This window comes from Azohydromonas australica DSM 1124, assembly GCF_000430725.1.
Classification (GTDB): domain Bacteria; phylum Pseudomonadota; class Gammaproteobacteria; order Burkholderiales; family Burkholderiaceae_C; genus Azohydromonas; species Azohydromonas australica.
In genome coordinates this window covers 75,875-90,115 of sequence record NZ_AUMO01000017.1, presented here as the reverse complement: position 1 = coordinate 90,115, position 14,241 = coordinate 75,875, and the positions used below count along the sequence as shown (strand labels likewise).

Sequence of the window (14,241 nt, the reverse complement as noted above, 5' to 3'; positions counted from 1 at the left end):
GCCCATGTCCTCCATGGGCGGCTGTCCGATGCACGAGAGAACGTGGAAGAAGCGTCGGTCAGGAATCGCCCGGGGCCGCCATCAAGCAGGTGCCTGGCACGGCAGCGGGGCTGCGTGCGGCACAACAGCAAAACAAGCACCGATGACGCATCTCCGCGGCCCGTCGCCGCCGGCGACAGGCAGGCCGACGGCGACCGCGCCGGTATCCCGGGGTCGCTTAACGGTCAGTTCGAGGGGAGACGGCGACAACATGCGCACGGTCACTGGACGCTGGGACGAGGCCCTGCAGGCCTCGCACCCTTGAAAACCTTGTTCGGTCCCTGCCACACAGCAGGGGGGCTGCTTCTTCTACGGTGTCTCTTCCGCTGTGCCGGGCCGGCTGCCGGGTCACTTGGGGACCGGGCCCGCCGCCGGGCAATCGCGTTGCATCACCGGGTTTTTGCGCTTGCGCGCAGCCGGTGCATGTTGCAGTGCCAGTAAACTCTGAAAAATCAAGCACTTACAACACACATGGGCCGACGCATTATAGGCGCCAATTCCGCAGCCCCGCAGCCGGCTGTCAAGACCGCGAATGCCGTACCCGCCCCGAGCGTGCAGCGTCTCACGGTGGACGAGGGATCGCAGGGCCAGCGCCTGGACAACTTCCTGCTTCGCGTGCTCAAGGGCGTGCCCAAGACGCACGTCTACCGCGTCATCCGCTCGGGCGAGGTGCGCATCAACAAGGGCCGCGCCAGCGCTGACACGCGGCTGGAGATCGGCGACGAGGTGCGCGTACCGCCGGTGCGGCTGCCCGCGCCCAGCACCGCGCCGCCGGTGCCCGCGCGCGAATTCCCCTTGCTGTACGAGGACGAGCACCTGCTGGTCATCGACAAGCCCGCCGGCGTGGCCGTGCACGGCGGCTCCGGGGTGAGCTTCGGCGTGATCGAGCAGCTGCGCCGCGCGCGGCCCGAGGCGAAGTTCCTGGAGCTGGTGCACCGGCTGGACAAGGAGACCTCCGGGCTGCTGCTCATCGCCAAGAAGCGCAGCGCGCTGACCGCGCTGCAGGACCAGTTCCGCGCCCGCGACACCGGCAAGACCTACGCCGCGCTGGTGGTGGGCGCCTGGCCGGAGAAGAAGAAGGTCATCGACGTGGCGCTCCACAAGTACCTGGACGCCGCCGGCGAGCGCCGCGTGCGCGCGGTGGACGCCGACCACGCCGAAGGCCGCCGCTCCATCTCGCTGGTGCGCATTGCCCAGCGCTTCCAGAAGTTCACGCTGCTGGACGTGACCATCAAGACCGGACGCACGCACCAGATCCGCGTGCACCTGTCCAACGAGGGCTGCCCGATTGCCGGCGACGACAAGTACGGCGACTTCGCCCTCAACCACGCCCTGGCGCGCGGCGAGCAGGTGCCGGGGCTGCGCTTCGAGCGCATGTTCCTGCACGCGCGGCGCCTGGCCTTCGATCATCCCGCCACCGGGCAGCGCGTCGAGCTCGAAGCGCCGCTGCCGCCGGAGTGCGTGCGCCTGCTGGAACATCTCTGACGGTGTGCCGCGCCGCTGTGGCCCGAACCCTGCTTCACGCTCCCCATGAACCTGCCTCGCCGCTTTGATCTGATCGTCTTCGACTGGGACGGCACCCTCTACGACTCCACGGCGCTGATCGTGCGCTGCATCCAGGACGCCTGTGTCGACCTGGGCGTGCCGGTGCCCTCCAACGAGGCCGCGGCCTACGTCATCGGCCTGGGGCTGCAGGACGCGCTGCGCCACGCCGTGCCGGGGCTGGAAGCCTCAAGCTACCCGGCGCTGGCGCAGCGCTACCGCCACCACTACTTCGCGCGCCAGCACGAGCTCAGCCTCTTCGAGGGCACGCTGGAGATGCTGCAGGCGCTCAAGGCCCGCCACCACTGGCTGGCCGTGGCCACCGGCAAGGCCCGGCGCGGGCTGGACGAGGCGCTGGCGAACGCGCAGATCGCGGGCATTTTTGACGGCACCCGCACCGCCGACGAGACGGCCTCCAAGCCCGATCCGCGCATGCTGCTGGAGCTCATGCGCGAGTTCGGCGCGGAGCCCGAGCGCACGCTGATGATCGGCGACACCACGCACGACCTGCAGCTGGCGGTCAACGCCGGCACGCCCAGCCTGGCCGTGAGCTACGGCGCGCACTCGCACGAGGCCTTCGACGCCTACGGGCCGCTGGCGGTGCTGCACTCCACGGCCGAGCTGCACCGCTGGCTGATCGACCATGCCTGAGCCCAAGCCGGCCGTCGAAACCGCGCCGCTGCGCCTGTGCGCCGGCGCCGACCTGGCCGAGAAGGGCAAGGCGCTGGTGTTCGACGTGCTGCTGTGGGGCCAGCCCGCGCGCGCCTTCGCGCTGCGCTTCGACGGGCGCGTGGTGGCCTACATCAACCGCTGCGCCCACGTGCCGGTGGAGATGGACTGGCAGCCGGGCGAGTTCCTGGACAGCAGCCGGGAGTGGATCCTGTGCTCCATCCACGGCGCGGCCTACGAGCCGGCCACGGGCCGCTGCGTGGGCGGACCGTGCGGGCGAGGGCGGCTGCGGCCGCTGCGGGTCGAGGAAAAGGGCGCGCAGGTGTATTGGTATCCTTGCGCGGACGTCCGGCCGCCCCCGCCGGCTGAACCTTCTGCAGAGAGCTCCCCACCATGAACGACGAAGCCCGGCCCGGCGATGTGCCGGATGCACCGCCCACGCCCCGGCGCGAGGCCGCCGCGCCGCCGCGCGCGAGCTACGAGGCCGTGATGGAACAGGTGGCGCGCGAGTTCGTGCGTGAGCGTCGCAGCGATCGGCGCTGGCGCATCTTCTTCCGCCTGGCCTGGCTGGGCCTGTTCCTGGCCATTGCCTGGGCGCTGCTGGTGCAGCGCGCGCACGTGACCACGCCCAGCAGCGGCCCGCACACGGCGCTGATCGAGGTGCGCGGCGAGATCGCCGCGGACACCGAGGCCAACGCCGAGGACATCGTCGCCGCTCTGCGCACTGCCTTCGAGGACCGCGCCGCGCAGGCCGTGGTGCTGCGCATCAACAGCCCCGGTGGTTCGCCGGTGCAGGCCGGGATCATCAACGACGAGATCCACCGCCTCAAGGCGCTGCATAAGAAGCCGGTCTATGCCGTGGTGGAGGAGATGTGCGCCTCCGGCGCCTACTACATCGCCGTGGCCGCCGACGAGATCTTCGTGGACAAGGCCAGCCTGGTGGGCTCCATCGGCGTGCTCATGGACGGCTTCGGCTTCACCGGGCTGATGGACAAGCTCGGCGTCGAGCGCCGGCTGATCACCGCGGGCGAGAACAAGGGCATGCTCGATCCGTTCTCGCCGCAGAACCCGCAGCAGCGCGCCTACGCGCAGGCCATGATCGACCAGATCCACCAGCAGTTCATCAAGGTCGTCAAGGACGGCCGCGGCGACCGGCTCAAGGAGACGCCGCAGACCTTCTCGGGCCTGTTCTGGAACGGCGAGGACGCCGTGGCGCAGGGCCTGGCCGACCACTTCGGCAACCTCGACCACGTCGCGCGCGAGGTGGTCAAGGCCGAGGAGGTCATCGACTACACGCCCAAGGAAAACGTGGCCGAACGTCTGGCCAAGCGCTTCGGCGCGGCCATCGGCGCTGGCGCGGTGCGCGCGCTGCAGGCCTCGGTGAACCTGCGCTGAGCCGCCGCCACCGCCACGGGGTCCGGCCGCCATGCGCCTGCTGATCGTCGAGGACGACGCCCAGCTCGGCGAGGCGCTGGCGGCGGGCCTGCGCCAGGTCGGCCACACGGTGGACTGGTTCTGCGACGGGATGCAGGCCGACGCCGCCCTCGGCGCCACGACCTACGACGCGCTGGTGCTCGACCTGGGCCTGCCCGGCGCCGACGGCATGGAGTGGCTGCGCCGCTGGCGCGGGCAAAGGAACCTGGCGCTGCCGGTGCTCATCCTCACCGCGCGCGACGGCATCGAGCAGCGCATCGCCGGACTGGACGCCGGCGCCGACGACTACCTCATCAAGCCCATCTCGATCGACGAGCTCGCGGCCCGGCTGCGCGCCCTGCTGCGCCGGGCCACGGGCCGCACCCAGGAGGTGTGGACCCACGGCGCGCTGAGCTATGCGCCGGCCACGCGGCAGGTGCTCTGGCGCGGCGTGTCGGTGAAGCTCACCGGCCGCGAGCTCGCGCTGCTGGAGGTGCTGCTGATGCATCCGCAGCGCGTGCTGTCCAAGACGCAGCTGCGCGAGAAGCTCTACGACTGGGGCGACGCCGGGCCCGAGAGCAACGCGCTGGAAGTCCACGTGCACAACCTGCGCCGCAAGCTCCATCCCGGCGTGGTGCGCACGCTGCACGGCGTGGGCTACGCGCTCGGCGCGGCCGAGAGCCTGGTGTGAGCGCCGCCGCGCGCAGCGCGAGAGGGCGCCCGTGAGCCTTCAGCGCCGGCTGCTGGTGGTGCTGCTGCTGTGCGCGCCGCTGGTGTGGGCCATCGCGCTGGTGGTGTCGGCCAACCGCACCCGGCACGAGGTCAACGAGTTCTTCGACACCAGCATCATCCGGCTCGCGCGCCAGGTGCAGGCCACGCTGCGCAAGACCGACACCGTGGGGCCGCCGGCATCGGCCCAGGGCGGCGGCCCTTCCGGCGAGGCCGACCTGCGCGACGCCGCCATCGCGGTCTGGAATGCCCGGGGCGAACTGCAGCTGGTGGACCGCGAAGGCACGCGGCTGCCCTACCGGTCCGATGCCGCCGGCTTCGTCGAGCTGAAGCTCGATGGCGACGCGTGGGACGTCTACTACCTGCAGTCACCCAATGGCGAATGGCTGGTGGCCGCCGGGCAGCGCAGCCACGAGCGCGACGAAGTGGTGTGGAGCCTGGTCTTCAGCCACCTGCTGCCCTGGCTGCTGGTGCTGCCGGTGCTGCTGGGCGCCATGGCCTGGGGCGTGCGGCAGGCGCTGGCGCCGGTGCGCGGCCTCACGGCCGAGCTGCGGTCCCGCGAAGCCGACGACCTCCAGCCCGTGCCCGTGGACCACGCGCCCAGCGAGCTGCAGCCGCTGCTGGTGGCGATGAACGGGATGTTCGCGCGCGTGGAGGCCACGCTGGCGCGGGAGCGGCGCTTCACCGCCGACGCGGCGCACGAGCTGCGCACGCCGCTGGCGGTGCTGCGCGCGCAGTGGGACGTGCTGCGCCGCGCCGCCAACCCGGCCGAGCGCGAGCAGGCCCAGGCGCGCCTGGGCGCCGGGCTGGACCGCATGGACCGGCTGGTGACGCAGATGCTGGCGCTGTCGCGCCTGGAAGCCACCGAGCGGCTGCCGCGCACCGCGCCGGTGGCGTGGGTGCCGGTCGTGGAGCAGGTCATGGGCGACGTGCTGGCGCTGGCCGAGCGGCGCGACATCGAGCTGGCCTGCCACTGGCCGCCGGCGGACACGCCGGCCTTCCCGCTGCAGGGCGATACGGACCTGCTGGCCGTGCTGCTGCGCAACCTGCTGGACAACGCCGTGCGCTACGCGCCGCGGGGCTCCACGGTGGCGCTGTACTTCGAGGCCGGCGAGCTGCGCGTGGAGAACGACGGCCCGCCGCTGCCGGCCCCGGTGCTGGAGCACCTGGGCGAGCGCTTCCACCGCCTGGACGGTCAGGCCGAGAGCGGCAGCGGGCTGGGCGTGTCGATCGCGCGGCGCATCACCGAGCTGCACGGGCTGGCGCTGGAGTACGGCACGCGCGCGGACGGCCGCGGCGTGGTGGCGCGGCTGGTCAAGGCGCCTTGAGCTTGGCCAGCAGCGCGCGCGCCTCCTCGCGCCGCCCGGTGTCGGCGATCTGGCGGCCCGGCCGCAGCGGCGCCTGCAGTGCCCGCTCCAGGTAGGGCGTCGCCTCGTCGGCGTGCCTGGTCTCCACCAGGTACTCGGCGTAGAGGAAGTTCGGGTCGATGCCCTTGGGGTTGAGCGCCAGCGCCTTGCGCAGCAGCTCGCCGGCCTTGGCCTTGTCGCCGAAGCCCAGCGGCCAGCCCGGCACCTTGTAATAGAGCGCCCCCAGGCTGTTGTAGGCCGAGCCGTCGAGCACGTCGTCGTCGATCTGGATCGCCTGCTCGTACAGCGCCTTGGCCTGCTTGGCCAGGGACAGCGCGCCCAGGCCGCCTTTCTCGCCGGCCCAGGAGCTGAGGATGATTCCCTCCCACACCAGCGGCTCGCCGTGGCCGGGGAAGCTCGCGCTGACCTGGTGCGCCTTGGCCGCCAGGGCCTCGAAGCGCTTCTCGCGCTCGGCGGTCGGGGTCTGGTAGCGGATCACTTCCCAGTCGTGCTGAAGCTCGGTGACGGCGTCGTCCACGGGAGCTGCGGTGGCCAGGACGGGCAGCGCGCCGCACAGGGCCAGCAGGCCCGCAAGGGTCTTGTTCATGCGGAGGCCTCGACGGCGTCACGGCCCGCCGAGTCGGGGCCATGAACGCGCAGGCCCGGCAGCTTGGCCGGGGCGCGCATCGGAGGATCCGCCGGTTCCAGAGGCGGTAGGGAAAAGGACAGCACACACGTTCCTCGAAAGACGCCGCGCGGCGCGGCGGGAAGTTTTCGAGGAGTGATGCTGTAAGTGCGGGATGAAGGCGGGATTAAGGCGAAGTGAGTGGGCGCCTTCCCGCGCGCCGGGGCTGGAGCGGGGCGGCGGTCAGCGCGCCCCCGCCGGCGTCAGCCGGCGCGAATTGCCCGGGTCCCGGAACACCAGCGGCTGCTCCCGCACCGGCGCCGGCGCGCCGCTCTCGGCGCGCTGCACCGCTTCCTGCACCAGGTGGTGGTGCGGGCTCTTGGCGCACACCGGGTCGGCGGCCTCGGCGTCGCGGGCGATCAGGTAGGCCTGGCAGCGGCAGCCGCCCAGGTCCTGCTCCTTGTGCTCGCAGCTGGCGCAGGGCTCCTTCATCCAGCCCGTGCCGCGGTAGCGGTTGAAGCCCTCGGAATCGAACCAGGCCGCGCGCAGCGAGCTGTCGCGCACGTTGGGAAAGCTGAGGCCCGGCAGCATCTTGGCGGTGTGGCAGGGCAGCAGGTCACCGTCGGGGGTGACGGTGATGAACATGTTCCCCCAGCCGTTGACGCACTTCTTGGCCCGGCCCTCGTGGTAGTCCGGTGCCACGAAGAACAGCTTCATCCGGTCGCCCAGCTTCAGGCGCCAGGCGTCGGTGACAGCCTCGGCGCGCTTGAGCTGCTCATGCGTGGGCAGCAGCTGCTCGCGGTTGAGGAAGGCCCAGGAGTAGTACTGCGTGTTGGCCAGCTCCACGTACTCCGCGCCCAGCTCGTCGGCCAGGGCGATGATCGGGTCGATGTGGTCGATGTTGAGGCGGTGCAGCACCACGTTCATCACCATCGGCCAGCCTTGCTCCTTGATCAGCGCGGCGACGCGGCGCTTCAGCTCGAAGGTCTTGGTGTGCGAGAGGAAGTCGTTGACTTCCCTGGTCGAGTCCTGGAACGAGAGCTGCACGTGGTCCAGTCCCGCCGCCTTGAGTGTCCGGGCGCGCTGGGGCGTGAGGCCCACGCCCGAGGTCAGCAGGTTGGTGTAGTAGCCCAGGCGGTGCGCCTCGGCGACGATCTCTTCCAGGTCCTCGCGCAGCAGCGGCTCGCCGCCGGAGAAGCCGCACTGCACGGCGCCCAGCTCGCGGCCCTCGCGCAGCACGCGCAGCCACTCCTCGGTGGACAGCTCCTGCTCGTGCCGGGCGAAATCGACCGGGTTGTAGCAAAACACGCAGTGCAGCGGGCAGCGGTACGTGACCTCCGCCAGCAGCCACAGCGGCGGTCCGGGACGCGCCGCGGCCAGCGCGGCGCTGGTGGCGGGCAGGGGGGATGACATCAGGCGGCCTCCCACTCCAGCCAGCGCTGCTTGCCGGCGATCTCCATGAACCCCACCACGTCACCCTCCAGGCCCTGCATGCCGAAAGCCTGCTCCAGCTCCGCGACGATCTGCGCCACGCTGCGCGTGCCGTCGCAGCGCTTGAGGATCTCGCCGCCGCTCTGGTTGAGCTTGACCATGCCTTCCGGGTAGAGCAGCACGAAGCAGTTCTGCACTTCCTCCCACTGCAGCCTGAACCCGCGGCCGATGCGCGGGCTGCTCGAAAGCGGCGGCGCGCCCGTCATGCGTTGACCCCGTAGCGCTGCGCCATGGCGTCGTTCATGGCCCACAGGATGTCGAGCTTGAACTGCAGGATCTCCAGCGCCCGTTCCTGCAGTGCACGGGTGTTGAAGTGGTCCAGCGTGATCGCCAGGCCCTGTTCCACGTCGCGCCGCGCCTGGCTGACGCGGTTGCGGAAGTAGGTCAGCCCCTCGGACTCGATCCACCCGTAGTGCTGCGGCCAGGTTGCCAGGCGCTGCTTGTGGATCTCGGGCGCGAACAGCTCCGTCAGCGAGGAGCACACCGCCTCCTGCCACGGCGCCTTGCGCGCGAAGTTGATGTAGGCGTCCACCGCGAAGCGCACGGCCGGCACGAGATGGCGCAGGTCCTCGACCTCCTCGCGGCTCAGGCCCACCGCTTGCGCCAGGCGCAGCCAGGCCTCGATGCCGCCCGGGTCCTTGATGCCGCCGATCTCGAAGCCGTCGTGGTCCAGGATGCGCTGCACCCAGCCGCGGCGCACGTCGCGGTCGGGGCAGTTGGCCATCACGTTCGCGTCCTTCACCGGAATCGCGATCTGGTAATAGAACCGGTTCGCCACCCAGCCGCGCACCTGCTCCGGCGTGGCCTTGCCGGTGTTGAGCATCACGTTGAACGGGTGGTGGATGTGATAGCTGCGTCCGCGCTCGCGCAATTTGAGCTCGAACTCTTCGCGGCTCCAGGCCGGACGGTCGTCGTAGGCCGGGGCGGCTTGGTACAGGATGTCGGCGCGCATGGTGGGTCTCCGCTGTCGTTGTGTTGTGTTCAGAAGTCGAGGGTCATGCCGTCCTCGCACACGGTGATGCCCGCGCGTTCGACCTCGGCGCGCTCGGCCGAGTCCTCGTCGAGGATGGGATTGGTGTTGTTGATGTGGATGAGCAGCCGGCGCGTGGAGGCGGGCAGCTTGTCCAGCCACTCGACCATGCCGCCCGGGCCGCTTTGCGCCAGGTGGCCGATGTCGTGCGCGGTCTTGCGGCTCAGGCCCAGGCGCTGCATCTCGTCGTCGGTCCAGAAGGTGCCGTCCACCATCACGGCGTCGGCCTGGTGCATGGCGTCGAACACCTGCGCGTCGATCTCGCCCAGGCCCGGCGCGTAGAACAGGGTCTTGCCGCTGCGCGGGTCCGTGACCAGCAGGCCGATGTTGTCGCCCGGCTCCGGCGCGTCACGGTGCGGCGAGTAGGGCGCGGCCTTGCTGGACAGGGCGATGGCGCGGAACACCAGCGGCGCCAGGCCCGGGATCTCGAACGGCGTGCCGTCAGGCTGGATGCGGCGGCGGTCCACGCCGCAGTAATGCTCCAGCACGCGCAGGATGGGGTTGCCGGTGGAGAGGTCCTGCGCCACGGCATCGGTGCACCACAGCGGCAGCTTCCCGTTGCGCTCGCGCAGCATGAACAGGCCCGTGGAATGGTCGATCTGGCCGTCGATCAGCAGCACGGCGGCGATGGCCGTGTCGCGCAGCGCGCGCCCGGGCTGCAGCGCCGGCGTGGCCTTGATCTGCTGGAGGAGGTCCGGCGAGGCGTTGAGCAGCAGCCCGTCGGCGCCCGCGTCGGGCTGGATGAAGATGGAAGACTGCGTGCGGGCCTTGGCGCGCACGGTGCCGGCGCGCTGTCCGGCGCAGTTGCGGCAGTTGCAGTTCCACTGCGGAAAGCCCCCGCCGGCGGCGGAGCCCAGGATGGTGATGCGCATGGCGTCCCGTGATCCCGTGATCTGGATGTGCGCGGGGCGGCACGGCTTGCACCGTGCCGCCCCGGCTTGGTCGCTGTCAGTGGATCAGCGAGCGGCCACGTACATCGTGATTTCGAAGCCGAAACGCAGATCGGTGGCGGTGGGGGTCGTCCATTGCATGCTCAGGTCTCCTTGTGGTGGCGCGGCGCCGTGTGAGTTTTGAAGCTTCCGCGGGAACGTCGTTCCAGGCGCCATGGTCTCGCCGAAGGCCGGCGCGCCACAGGCCGGGGGTCTGGAATCGCGCCTCATGAAAATCATGAATCTGTGCCGCACACCCCAGGCCAGGCCGGGGGGCTTGCCGCGGCCGATACCATCGCCGCGTGTCTTCCGAGCTGTACGCCTCTCCCTTGCGCACCCACGCCTGGCCCGTGGGCCACGACCACGTGCTGCACGTGGAGGAATGGGGCCGTGACGACGGCCTGCCTGCGCTGCTGCTGCACGGCGGCCCGGGCTCCGGCTGCAGCCCGCTGCTGCGCCAGGGTTTCGACCTGGAGCGCTACCGCCTGATCTGCCCGGACCAGCGCGGCGCCGGGCGCAGCACGCCGCGCGGCAGCGTGCTGAAGAACACCACCGAGAAGCTGCTGGACGACCTGTGGCTGCTGCGCCGGCGTCTGGGCATCGAGCGCTGGCTGGTGGTGGGCGGCTCCTGGGGCGCGACGCTGGCGCTGGCGCACGCGCTGGACCAGCCCGAGGCGGTCAGCGGGCTGCTGCTGCGCAACACCTTCCTGGCGCGCGAGGAGGACATTGCCGCCTTCTTCGACGGCGCGCCGCAGGAGCTGGTCCAGGGGTGGCAGACGCTGCCCGAGATGGAAGCCGAGGCGGCGCGGGCGCTGTCGCTGCGCTGGTGGTGGTGGGAGCGGCAGCGCTGCGGGCACGACGAGGGCACCGCGGCGCCCGAGGGCGAGGCGCTGGCCGCGCTGGCGGACCGCTACCGCGTGCAGGCGCACTACCTGCGCCAGGGCTGCTGGCTGCAGTCGCCGCCGCTGCTGGAGCGCTGCGTGGCGCTGCCGCGCGTGCCGGTGCACCTGCTGCACGGCGAGCAGGACGCCGTGTGCCCGCCCGAGGGCGCGCGCTCGCTGCAGGCCGCCGTGCCCTGGGCGACGCTGGAGATGCTGCCCGGCGTGGGCCACGATCCGGCGCACCCGCTGCTGCAGGCGGCGCTGCGGCGCGCGCTGGACGCCTTCGCGGCGCGGGGCGATTTCGGGGCTTCGACGTGAGCGTGCTGGAGCGTCCCGACTCGGTGGGTTCGCCGTCCGACACCCCCGCCGCCGCACCACCGCAGCCCGCCGCGGCCGCGCCGCGCCGCCGCTCCTGGGGGCTGCGCGCGCAGGTCAACGGGCTGGTGGGCCTGCTGACGCTGCTGTTCGTCGCCTGGCTGCTGGTGTTGAAACTCAACAACCTGCGCGACTCGGTGAAGGAGGAGGTGGTCGCCGCCAACCGCGTCGCGACGCAGCTGCTCAACCGCACCGCCTGGCTCTACGCCGCGCAGGGCACGCCGGGGATGCTGGCCTTCCTCAACGGCGTGGGGCGCATCCGCTCCAACGACGTCACGCTCAGCGACGCGCAGGGGCACGTGCTCTACACCTCGCCGCCTTCGCCCTACAAGCCCGGGCGCGACGCGCCGGATTGGTTCGAACGCTACATCGCGCCCGAGCCGCTGATGCAGGCCTACGAATTCCCCGACGGGCGGCTGGAGGTCACGGCCAACGCCTCGCGCGCCGCGCTGGACGCCTGGGACGAGCTGCTGCGCTTCACGGGCGTGGCGCTGGCGCTGCTGGTGGCGCTCAACGCGCTGGTGTTCTGGCTGGTGGGGCGCGCGGTGCGGCCCTTCGGGCGCATCGTGCGGGCGCTGGAGCAGCTGGAATCGGGCCGCTTCGACGCGCGGCTGCCGCCGCTGCGCGGCACCGAGGCGGCGGCCATCGGCAGCGCCTTCAACCGCATGGTGGCGCAGCTGCGCACCCACATCGACACCGAGAAGCGCGCCGTGCTGGCCGAGCGCCGGCTGGGCGACAGCCGCGAGCTCGCGCGCTGGCTGGACGACCACATCGAGCAGGAGCGCCGCACCATCGCGCGCGAGCTGCACGACGAGTTCGGGCAGTCCGTCACCGCGATCCGCAGCCTGGCGCTGGCGGTGGCGCGGCGCGTGCCGGACGAGGAATCGCGCCAGGCGGCGCAGCTCATCGCCGACGAGTCGCTGCGGCTGTACGACGCCATGCACGGGCTGATCCCGCGCCTGGCGCCGCTGGTGCTGGACAGCATGGGCCTGAGCGCCGCGCTGCAGGACCTGGTCGAGCGCACGCGCCGGGCGCATCCCGGGCTGCAGCTGTCGCTGGTGCTGCCGGCCGAGATGCCGGCGCTGGCCACCGAGGCGGCGCTGGCGCTGTACCGCGCCGCGCAGGAAGGGCTGACCAACGCGCTGCGCCACGGCGCGGCGCAGCGCATCGAGATCAGGCTCTGGGTCGAGGCCGGCGCGCTGCAGCTGCGGCTGCGCGACGACGGCCGCGGCCTGCCCGCGCAGTGGCAGCAGCGCCCGGGCCACCACGGCCTGCGCTGGCTGGACGAGCGCGTCAGCGCCCAGGGCGGGCGGCTGAGCGTGCAGCCCGCCGCGCCGCAGGGCGTGGAGCTGCAGGTGTGGCTGCCGCTGCAGCCGCCGGACGATTCACAGGCTGCGCCCTCGGCGGCGCGGCCAAACCAGGACGACGAGGAGACACCGTGAGGACAAGGCCATCCCGGGCCGGGAGGCGCGCGCCGTGACGCGGGTGCTGCTGGTGGACGACCACGCGCTGGTGCGCATGGGTTTTCGCATGCTGCTGGCCGATGCCGGCATGGACGTGGTGGGCGAGGCCGGCGACGGCGAGCAGGCCTGCCAGCTCTACGCCTCGGTGCGCCCCGACGTGGTGCTGATGGACCTCTCCATGCCGGGCATGGGCGGCATGGAAGCGGTGCGGCGGCTGCTGGCGCAGGATGCGCGCGCGCGCATCCTGGTGCTGTCGGCGCACGAGGACACGGCGCATCCGCAGCGCGTGCTGCGCGCCGGCGCGCTGGGCTACCTGGCCAAGCGCGTGGCGCCCGACGAGCTCGTGGCCGCGGTGCGGGCGGTGGCGCAGGGGCGGCGCCACGTGGACGCGCGCACCGCGCAGGCGCTGGCGCTGGCGCAGCTCGAAGGCGACGCCAGCCCGGTGGAGCTGCTGAGCGAGCGCGAGTTCGCCGTCTTCATCCAGCTCGCGCGCGGGCGCAGCGTGGCGCAGATCGCCAGCGACCTGAAGCTTTCGCCCAGCACCGTGGGCACGCACCTGTACCACGTGAAGCAGAAGCTCAACGCCAGCAACCAGTCCGAGCTCACGCTGGTGGCGCTGCGCTGGGGATTGATCCAGGCCTGAACGCGGGACCACCCCCGGGCCCAGGTCTTGCGAATGCGTCGTGTCCAGAGCGGGTTGCAAGGGACAAGCGCGGCGGCACCGGGGTGCCGGACCACAATCCCGATCTTCCCGCTCAACAACAAGTGAACAAGGAGTGCTTCATGAAGGGTGATCCGCAAGTCATCGACTTCCTCAACGCCCAGCTCAAGAACGAGCTCACGGCGATCAACCAGTACTTCCTGCACTACCGGATGCTCAAGCACTGGGGCTTCGGCCGCATGGCCAAGCACGAGTACGAGGAGTCGATCGAGGAAATGAAGCATGCGGACAAGCTCATTGACCGCATCCTCATGCTCGAAGGCCTGCCCAACCTGCAGGACCTGGGCAAGCTGCTCATCGGCGAGAACGCCATCGAGGTGCTGAGCTGCGACCTCAAGCTGGAAGTGGGCTCCGCCGTGGTGCTGCGCGACGCCATCGCCCACTGCGAGACGGTGCGCGACTACGTCACGCGCGACCTGCTCACCGACATCCTCGACGACACCGAGGAGCACATCGAGTACCTCGAAACCCAGATCGACCTCGTGGGCCAGGTCGGCGAGCAGAACTACCTGCAGTCGCAGATGGACCACAGCGGCTCCTGACCGGACCGCCGCCGCGGTGGCGACGGCGCGGCGGCGCATTCCTCGCCGCGCCCCGCCACCCGGCGCCCGTGCCGCCGGGACAGGCTTCAGACCAAGTCCCCTGAAACTGCACGGAATACTTGCTGAGAAGCATTCTCATTTGAGATACTGGCTGCACTTCATCAGTGAGTGCCGCCATGATCGTCTGCCTCTGCCACCGAATCAGCGACCGAGACATCCGCGAGGCGGTGCGCACCGGCACCCATGATTTCGAGACGCTGCAGGACGAGACCTGCATCGCCCGCAACTGCGGCTGCTGCGAGGACTGCGCGGTGGAGACCTTCGAGGAAGCGCTGGCCAAGCATGCCGCGTCCACCAGCATCGCCGCGGTGACGAACCTGCCCGCCGCCCCCGTGCCGGCTGCGCCGCGCCGGGTGATCTCCCTGGTGGTGGCCTGAGCCCGCGGC

At 71.3% G+C, this 14,241-nt stretch carries 17 protein-coding genes; 11 read left to right on the top strand and 6 right to left on the bottom strand.

Annotated features, from left to right (window positions below; translation table 11 throughout):
- The first annotated feature begins 591 nt into the window (after positions 1-591).
- Genes H537_RS0100430 through H537_RS0100405 form a run of 6 tightly spaced genes read left to right on the top strand, consistent with a single transcriptional unit; the run spans position 592 to position 5,720 of the window.
- Positions 592-1,524 carry an RluA family pseudouridine synthase gene (locus H537_RS0100430; RefSeq protein ID WP_028996327.1) on the top strand — a complete coding sequence of 311 codons (933 nt, stop codon included), beginning with the start codon at positions 592-594 and terminating at the stop codon, positions 1,522-1,524.
- Positions 1,525-1,569: 45 nt separating this feature from the next.
- Positions 1,570-2,232, top strand: coding sequence for an HAD family hydrolase (locus H537_RS0100425; protein ID WP_028996326.1), 663 nt, complete (start codon positions 1,570-1,572; stop codon positions 2,230-2,232).
- A complete protein-coding gene (locus H537_RS0100420; protein ID WP_043457943.1) occupies positions 2,225-2,647 on the top strand; it encodes a Rieske (2Fe-2S) protein in 423 nt (140 codons plus the stop codon). The genes H537_RS0100425 and H537_RS0100420 overlap by 8 nt, the downstream gene beginning before the upstream one ends.
- Positions 2,644-3,645 carry a S49 family peptidase gene (locus H537_RS40250; protein ID WP_051241417.1) on the top strand — a complete coding sequence of 334 codons (1,002 nt, stop codon included), beginning with the start codon at positions 2,644-2,646 and terminating at the stop codon, positions 3,643-3,645. The genes H537_RS0100420 and H537_RS40250 overlap by 4 nt, the downstream gene beginning before the upstream one ends.
- A gap of 31 nt (positions 3,646-3,676) precedes the next feature.
- Positions 3,677-4,354 carry a response regulator transcription factor gene (locus H537_RS0100410; RefSeq protein WP_028996324.1) on the top strand — a complete coding sequence of 226 codons (678 nt, stop codon included), beginning with the start codon at positions 3,677-3,679 and terminating at the stop codon, positions 4,352-4,354.
- A gap of 31 nt (positions 4,355-4,385) precedes the next feature.
- A complete protein-coding gene (locus tag H537_RS0100405; RefSeq protein ID WP_028996323.1) occupies positions 4,386-5,720 on the top strand; it encodes an ATP-binding protein in 1,335 nt (444 codons plus the stop codon).
- On the opposite strand, the gene H537_RS0100400 is transcribed toward H537_RS0100405, so the two are convergent.
- From H537_RS0100400 to pqqA, 6 genes are all read right to left on the bottom strand, one after another.
- Entirely contained in the window at positions 5,707-6,345 is a 639-nt protein-coding gene (locus H537_RS0100400; protein WP_028996322.1) for a hypothetical protein, read from the bottom strand. The genes H537_RS0100405 and H537_RS0100400 overlap by 14 nt on opposite strands.
- A 261-nt stretch (positions 6,346-6,606) precedes the next feature.
- Positions 6,607-7,776, bottom strand: a complete 1,170-nt coding sequence (gene pqqE, locus H537_RS0100395; protein WP_051241415.1) for a pyrroloquinoline quinone biosynthesis protein PqqE — start codon at positions 7,774-7,776, stop codon at positions 6,607-6,609.
- On the bottom strand, positions 7,776-8,060 hold the full coding sequence (gene pqqD, locus H537_RS0100390) for a pyrroloquinoline quinone biosynthesis peptide chaperone PqqD (RefSeq protein WP_028996320.1): 285 nt from the start codon (positions 8,058-8,060) through the stop codon (positions 7,776-7,778). The genes pqqE and pqqD overlap by 1 nt, the downstream gene beginning before the upstream one ends.
- On the bottom strand, positions 8,057-8,806 hold the full coding sequence (pqqC, locus tag H537_RS0100385) for a pyrroloquinoline-quinone synthase PqqC (RefSeq protein WP_028996319.1): 750 nt from the start codon (positions 8,804-8,806) through the stop codon (positions 8,057-8,059). The genes pqqD and pqqC overlap by 4 nt, the downstream gene beginning before the upstream one ends.
- A 29-nt stretch (positions 8,807-8,835) precedes the next feature.
- Entirely contained in the window at positions 8,836-9,756 is a 921-nt protein-coding gene (gene pqqB / locus H537_RS0100380; RefSeq protein ID WP_028996318.1) for a pyrroloquinoline quinone biosynthesis protein PqqB, read from the bottom strand.
- A gap of 84 nt (positions 9,757-9,840) precedes the next feature.
- A complete protein-coding gene (gene pqqA, locus H537_RS52165; protein WP_156901272.1) occupies positions 9,841-9,915 on the bottom strand; it encodes a pyrroloquinoline quinone precursor peptide PqqA in 75 nt (24 codons plus the stop codon).
- A gap of 200 nt (positions 9,916-10,115) precedes the next feature.
- Between pqqA and H537_RS40245 the strand changes: the two genes are divergently transcribed.
- From H537_RS40245 to H537_RS40240, 5 genes are all read left to right on the top strand, one after another.
- Positions 10,116-11,012, top strand: a complete 897-nt coding sequence (locus H537_RS40245; protein WP_238446568.1) for an alpha/beta fold hydrolase — start codon at positions 10,116-10,118, stop codon at positions 11,010-11,012.
- On the top strand, positions 11,009-12,511 hold the full coding sequence (locus H537_RS0100370) for a HAMP domain-containing protein (RefSeq protein WP_238446567.1): 1,503 nt from the start codon (positions 11,009-11,011) through the stop codon (positions 12,509-12,511). Before H537_RS40245 ends, H537_RS0100370 begins: the two co-directional genes overlap by 4 nt.
- Positions 12,512-12,545: 34 nt before the next feature.
- On the top strand, positions 12,546-13,175 hold the full coding sequence (locus tag H537_RS0100365) for a response regulator (protein WP_028996316.1): 630 nt from the start codon (positions 12,546-12,548) through the stop codon (positions 13,173-13,175).
- Positions 13,176-13,315: 140 nt separating this feature from the next.
- The gene (gene bfr, locus H537_RS0100360) at positions 13,316-13,795 is read left to right on the top strand and encodes a bacterioferritin (RefSeq protein ID WP_028996315.1); all 480 of its coding nucleotides are present in this window, start codon (positions 13,316-13,318) and stop codon (positions 13,793-13,795) included.
- A gap of 176 nt (positions 13,796-13,971) precedes the next feature.
- The gene (locus H537_RS40240; RefSeq protein WP_064735873.1) at positions 13,972-14,232 is read left to right on the top strand and encodes a (2Fe-2S)-binding protein; all 261 of its coding nucleotides are present in this window, start codon (positions 13,972-13,974) and stop codon (positions 14,230-14,232) included.
- The last annotated feature ends 9 nt before the right edge of the window (positions 14,233-14,241 follow it).

Excerpts from the sequence above, each read along its gene's own strand:
- H537_RS0100425 (WP_028996326.1), top strand. The coding sequence starts at position 1,570 with ATGAACCTGCCTCGCCGCTTTGATCTGATCGTCTTCGACTGGGACGGC.
- H537_RS0100420 (WP_043457943.1), top strand. The coding sequence starts at position 2,225 with ATGCCTGAGCCCAAGCCGGCCGTCGAAACCGCGCCGCTGCGCCTGTGC.
- H537_RS40250 (WP_051241417.1), top strand. The coding sequence starts at position 2,644 with ATGAACGACGAAGCCCGGCCCGGCGATGTGCCGGATGCACCGCCCACG.
- H537_RS0100410 (WP_028996324.1), top strand. The coding sequence starts at position 3,677 with ATGCGCCTGCTGATCGTCGAGGACGACGCCCAGCTCGGCGAGGCGCTG.
- H537_RS0100400 (WP_028996322.1), bottom strand. The coding sequence starts at position 6,345 with ATGAACAAGACCCTTGCGGGCCTGCTGGCCCTGTGCGGCGCGCTGCCC.
- pqqE (WP_051241415.1), bottom strand. The coding sequence starts at position 7,776 with ATGTCATCCCCCCTGCCCGCCACCAGCGCCGCGCTGGCCGCGGCGCGT.
- pqqD (WP_028996320.1), bottom strand. The coding sequence starts at position 8,060 with ATGACGGGCGCGCCGCCGCTTTCGAGCAGCCCGCGCATCGGCCGCGGG.
- pqqC (WP_028996319.1), bottom strand. The coding sequence starts at position 8,806 with ATGCGCGCCGACATCCTGTACCAAGCCGCCCCGGCCTACGACGACCGT.
- pqqB (WP_028996318.1), bottom strand. The coding sequence starts at position 9,756 with ATGCGCATCACCATCCTGGGCTCCGCCGCCGGCGGGGGCTTTCCGCAG.
- bfr (WP_028996315.1), top strand. The coding sequence starts at position 13,316 with ATGAAGGGTGATCCGCAAGTCATCGACTTCCTCAACGCCCAGCTCAAG.
- H537_RS40240 (WP_064735873.1), top strand. The coding sequence starts at position 13,972 with ATGATCGTCTGCCTCTGCCACCGAATCAGCGACCGAGACATCCGCGAG.